Consider the following 5995-nt stretch of genomic DNA (forward strand, 5'->3'; position numbering starts at 1 on the left):
TCTTCTGCCTGACCAGCGAACGAACGGCGTCAAGAGGACCGAGGGGATAAACCCCGTGTCTTCACGAGCCGGCGGCTTTATGCCGCCGGTCTTCTGCCTGACCAGCGAACGAACGGCGTCAAGAGGACCGAGGGGATAAACCCCTCGGCTCGTCAAGCGGGTTTATCCCGCCGGTTATCCCAGAGCGCAACGCTTTCAAACGACGAGGAAACCAGCGAGGGACGCCGCTACGTGCGGCAGCTTTCTGGCGGCATCACCCGCTCGCCGCTCAGGCAGTTCAGGAAGACGCCGAAATCAGCCAGGTCGACATCGGCATCGCCGTCCAGATCGGCGGCGGTGCATGAAGGATCGTTTTGCGTGATGCCATTTCCGCTCAGGCACGCCTGGAGCAGGCCGAAATCTCTTTGATCGACGTCGAGATCCTGATCGAAATCGCCCATATAGACCGGCGGGAGGTTGCGGATGATTTCGATGCCGCCGGCTTTGGGATTGTCGGCCGAGCCTGCTGAATACTGGATGATGACTTGGCCGCTCGGGTTGGCGTTGGTTGTGAATGTGTGAACGACGGCCTTATTGGCCGCACCGGCCGTGCCGATGATGTCAAAATTGGTGAGCACCTGCGCTCCGTTGATGCTCACATTGAACCTGCGTTTGCCGGCGGATGTGAAGTAGATCTCGGCGAAGTGCAGGCGGACAGTGTACTCGGCACCGGCGACGAGATTGGGGAAGGTGTAAGTGAACGACGGAGACGCCCACCGCTCCGACTGATAGACGGCCTGCGGTGCCGGATCGGTCGCGCCGGTTGTATCGACCGACGCACTGGTCATATAGGTGTACCCGCCGTCGTAGCATGTGTCGGCAGCGAATCTGCCGGCCGAGGAACCGCCTGAATTGGCCGCGTATCCGCCTGTAACGGTGATGGTGGACTCGTTCGAATTCGCGCTTTCACCCACGTTATTGACCGCGCTGACGACGTAGTGATAAGTGGCTCCCAGCGTCAGGTCGTTATCGGTGTAACTGAGCGTGGTGGACGTTCCGATGGTCGAGTAGGAGTCTCCGCCGGTCATTGATCGTTTCACGTTGTAGCTGATTGCACCGCTTGCAGAGCTCCAGGTCAGTTGCACGGAAGTCGGGCCGTTGATCGCGGCGTTGAGATTGGCGGGTACGGCGGGCGGCGTCGGAGGAACAGACGAGAGGATGTGCTGGGCCAACCAGGGGTTGATTTCCTCGGTGTCGAAGGAGAACCAGCCGGACAGGTCGCCCGATTGGAACAACGTGCAACCGACGACGTAAGGGTCTTCTTTCATCCGAGCGTCAAACCAAGTCAGCCAGTCGACGTACCGGGCCGCATCGTCGACCTTCCATCCCGGGCCGCCCTCGCCGCTCTGGCCGTCGACGCCGCCTTCAGTCAGCAGCAGTGGCAGGTCGGCCAGGTCGGGGTAGGTGCTCCGGAAGTAGCTGTAAAACTGGCGGTATCGCAGCGAGTACCAGATCTCCGTGCTCACGCTCTTGGAGTAGGGAAGAGTATATGCGTGATAACTCCACCCGCCGTTGTAGCTTTTGCAGACCCGGAGCGCCGGCACGACGGCATCGAGCTGGGCCTGCATATCGCTCAGCGAGCCCGGCGGGTTGCCCACGGGAATGCAGAAGGCACAGGGGCGGAACCCGGCGTTGGCGATGAGGGGAGCCAGAGAAAGCCAGAAGTTGTTGAGCCACTGCGCATTCTGAATGGACCCCCAGCAGGGGGTGCTGTCGCATTCGTTGGGTCCCTCGACGTAGTCGATCAGCGCCCGGTCCTGGGCTGACAGGCTATTGATGGGCGGGGCCAGGACCGTGTTCCAGAAATCTGTGGCTGCCCACGCAGGGTCGTGCGAGATGTTGTACGACTTCGTGGTGTAGATTCGCAGGACCAGCACGCCGTTGGGGTTGTTGTTCTTGAAATCGCGTGCTGACGCCAGCATGGCGCCGTGGGTGTCGAGGATCTTGTGGATTCGTGGGTGGGCGTTGACTACCTGCGAAGCCCCGCTCGTGTAGTTGATGATCATGTGCAGCCCGAGCCGGCTCTCGGTCGGCTGGGCCGAGGCTGCAGACGAGCCGGCAAGGAGGGAGGCCAGGACGATACCCAAAGCCCGCGCGAAATGGCGCGGACATGTCTGGACACGGAGAGATCCTTTGGAGAGTGTGCCGGCGCAAAGAAGGTTCATCAGGCCATTCTCCTCTTCATTCGTTCCGCGACTGCAAATGCATTGTACGATTGGGCTTGAGTCGACTCAACAGGGGAATCTGACTGAAGGCGAAAACGGCCTATAATGCCGTCCCTGAAGAACGGTGCTTGCTCACCGGTAAGATGCCGTTGCCACAGGGTGGAACGGGCTGTCTCGCAGCCAACCTTCTGCTGGTTCGCGTGTCTGATTGGATGCCGCCTTTACTCTGCCGGGCTTACGGCCGGGTGCATTCATGGCCACCCCGGAAGAGCCGGACCAGCAGCCTCTGAGCCCTATCAGCCGCCGGGCGTTTTTCCGCACGCTGGGCTCGCATTTGATCAAGCTGGGAGCCATCGGAACCGCGCTGGGCTCGCTTGGGCAGGGATGCTGGATCGATATTGAGCCTGATGACGATCACGCAAGCGGCGGCTGGCTCTACGATCACTATCTGGATTTCGGCTACAACGATTACTCCGACTACGGAAACTACTCCGACTGGGGCGGCGACGACGCTTGCAGCTACTGCGACGGTGCAGGCCAGGACTACTCGCACTGCGACGGCAGCTACTGCGACTACGGCAACTACGCCGACTACTATGACTATTCAGACTACTACGACTACGCGAACTACTCTGACTACTCGAACTATGGTAACTACTCCGATTACTCCAACTATGGCAATTACTCGGACTACGCGAACTACTACGACTACGGCGACTACTATGATTACATGGATTGGGGCTATTGCGACGGGTGGTACTGCGATTATTGATCCATGCGAGGATCACCTCGGCCTACATCTGGTAGGGCGGGCTTTGCACGCCGATTCCGTTCGCTCCCGGAATAAGCAGCTGGGCTCGTCAAGACAGATCGCGGGTGCTTGACACGGCCTCGGTCTGTGTAGTCTGATGCTCCTGATTGCTCTTGTTGAATGATCTGGAGCTGCCATTGGATACGACTGCCATTCGAGACGCGGCCTTGCGGTGTCGTGCGGTGCTGATGGAGGCTCTGCGCGCGGCGGGCGCGGAGCCCGGCAGGATCGAGACGCGCAAGGCGGCCGCGACGCATCTTCTGAGGGCCGCCGCGAACCGAATGCTACAAGCCCGCGGCCTGGATGCCGGAGTCCTTGATTACCTGCTGCCGCTCAACGAGACTCCCCCTCTTGGCAAGGGGGGGCAAGGGGGGGTGGCAGGGCGGGACGTTCCTCGTGATGCGAGTGTCGGCAGGCCCCAGAATCCTCTTCGGGGCCTTCCAGGTGGAGGATTCTCATCCTCGTCTTTGCCAACTGTGGAACGGATTTCGTCAAGAAAGACGGCCCGGAGGGGATTCCGGGACGAGCGGTACTCATTGTTAGCGTCTTCCGTCCCATCCCCAGCGAGGGTTGGGGAGTCATCGGACACCAAGTCCGCACTTGACGCGATTCTGGATGAGCCTCTTCTCGCGGAGGCGTGGCAGCCCGGCAACGAGGAGAGCCTGGGCTGGTTCTACCAATACTTCAACGAGCCGGACATCGCGGTCTTTCGCGGTTCGCGTCCGCCGAAGGTGACGGCCGAGCTGCTCCCAGCCAAGACGCAGCTTTTCACGCCCCGATGGATCGTGCGGTTCCTGGTCGAGAACACCCTCGGCCGGCTGTGGTTGCAGATGCATCCCGATTCGCGCCTGGCCGACCGGTTAGAATACCTTGTCCCGCCGGCTGAGCCGCTGCCGCATGCGAAGCTGAAGCCGGCTTGCGAGATTCGCGTCCTCGATCCGGCCTGCGGAGCGATGCACTTCGGGCTTGTGGTCTTCGATTTGCTGGCGGAGATGTATCGCGAGGAGCTGGAGCACACCGGGCAGCCAGGTTGGCCCGATCGACCTTCGGTCGCCGGTAAGTCGGCGATTCCAGCCGCGATTCTGGCCAATAATCTGTTCGGTTTCGATATTGATCCCTTGGCCGTGCGACTGTCGGCCGTGACGTTGTATCTGAAGGCGGTTTCTCTTACTCCGAACACGCCGATAGTCCCTCTGCATTTGTACTGCGCCGATGCTTTGCGGCTTGCGGGAGGCATGTTGTGGGAGCACAACAGGGAGATTGGGGAAGCGACCACAGATGTTTTCGAGGCGACCTATGACGTTGTCGTGACTAATCCGCCGTATCTCGATAGCCGGGATTACGACGCCTCGCTCAAGTCATTCATCGCCAATGCTTATCCGGCCGGCAAACGCAACCTCTATGGTGCTTTTCTTGAGCGATGCGTTGGCCTTCTCGCCGAAGGCGCGCGGTTAGGTATCATCACCCCGCAGACGTTCATGTTCATATCGAGTTTTGCCGACCTGCGGGATGTGCTGCGTCGTTCGGTTGCCATCGAGACGCTCGTACAAGGCGGGCTGGGTACGTTTCCCGACGCGGTGGTCGATGCCGCATTCTACGTGCTCCGCCGCGAGGCAGACCCTGGGAACCGTGACGACTGCTTGGGGACATTCTTCCGCCTCACCCGGGCTTCGGGCGCGCAGGCCAAGCAACAGGCGTTCGAGCAAGCGGTTACCGTGTTGCGGCGCGGGGAAGCCGACAGCCGAGTCTTCCGCTGCCGACAAGGGGATTTCGATCATTTGCCTGGCCGGCCCTGGGTGTTTTGGATCACGCCTCGCGTGCGAGGTCTGTTCGACCACCTGCCGAGGCTGCGTGAGATCGCCCGGCCGACAGTGGGTTTGCAGACCAGTGACAATTTCCGCTTTCTGCGTTTCTGGTGGGAAGTGTTCTTTCGAGATGATCCCGATGATGCGGTTGCCGCCAATCGGTGCATTGCTTTCGGTTGCCGCGATCGCGCCGCCGCCCTGGCCACCGGCCGCAAGTGGTTCCCGCATATCAAGGGTGGCGACTTTCGTCGCTGGTACGGCAACCAGGAATACGTCGTTAATTGGGCGAACGACGGGGCCGAGATTCGCACACTGGGTATCGAATCAGGCAAGGTGGCGTCGCGGCCGCAGAACATGGACTATTACTTCCGGTCCGGTGTCACCTGGACCCACACCAGCTCACGGGGGTTGAGCGTTCGTATCCTGCCGCCGGGGTTTATCTGCAATGTGGAAGGCATGGCGGCGTTTCAGTTAGACGGCCGCGGGTCGTCGCTGGAAACGCTGGCGATCATGAACTCGAGCTTCGCCCGCCATGTGATCGATCTGCTGAATCCGACGGTTCATTTCGGTGGGCGGGAGGTCGGCGATCTGCCGTACCCGCAGGCGGATCCATCAGCGGTGGAGGCGCTTGAGTCGCACGTCTCGCGGGCCATTGAACTGGCACGCCGGAACAGTCTGGAGGATGAGACGACCTGGGAGTTTGTCCAGCCGCCGGATTGGAGAACCGGGCCGGAAGCTGCGAAGCGGCGTCGTCAGGAACTGGCGGAGATCGAGCGGCTGATTGATGAGGAGGTTTATACGCTGTATGTGCTTGGCCCGGAGGATCGGGCGGCTATCGAGGCGGATGTGAACGGAGACCCCCCCCAGCCCCCCCTTGCCAAGGGGGGGAGGACGGCGAGCCGCTTGCCAAGGGGGGGAGGTGAGAGGGGAGGCTCGCTGTGTCGAGATTCCCATCTCGACACGGGTGACGCGAGATTCCCGCCCCGCAATGAGGTGGGAGGAAAGGATTCGCCGGATGAAGTGTGCGAGAACGGATTCTCGCACGAGCGAGATGAGGGGTGCGAGAAAGGATTCTCGCACGAGCGAGATGAGGGGTGCGAGAACGGATTCTCGCACCAGCGGCGTGTGGATCTGGCTCACCAGCGGCGTGTGGATCTGGCTCACCAGCGGCGTGT

Annotated in this window: 3 protein-coding genes; 2 read left to right on the forward strand and 1 reads right to left on the reverse strand. The window is 61.0% G+C overall.

Translation table 11 applies throughout. The features are described from left to right. Positions 1-227 precede the first annotated feature (227 nt). A complete protein-coding gene (locus tag PLL20_14175; GenBank protein ID HPD31137.1) occupies positions 228-2204 on the reverse strand; it encodes a malectin domain-containing carbohydrate-binding protein in 1977 nt (658 codons plus the stop codon). A gap of 253 nt (positions 2205-2457) precedes the next feature. Between PLL20_14175 and PLL20_14180 the strand changes: the two genes are divergently transcribed. Next, the gene (locus tag PLL20_14180) at positions 2458-2976 is read left to right on the forward strand and encodes a hypothetical protein (protein HPD31138.1); all 519 of its coding nucleotides are present in this window, start codon (positions 2458-2460) and stop codon (positions 2974-2976) included. A gap of 575 nt (positions 2977-3551) precedes the next feature. Then, positions 3552-5995: N-6 DNA methylase (locus PLL20_14185; GenBank protein ID HPD31139.1), on the forward strand; the 2444-nt coding region annotated here is incomplete at its 3' end.

It is taken from the genome of Phycisphaerae bacterium, assembly GCA_035384605.1.
Lineage (GTDB): Bacteria > Planctomycetota > Phycisphaerae > UBA1845 > PWPN01 > JAUCQB01.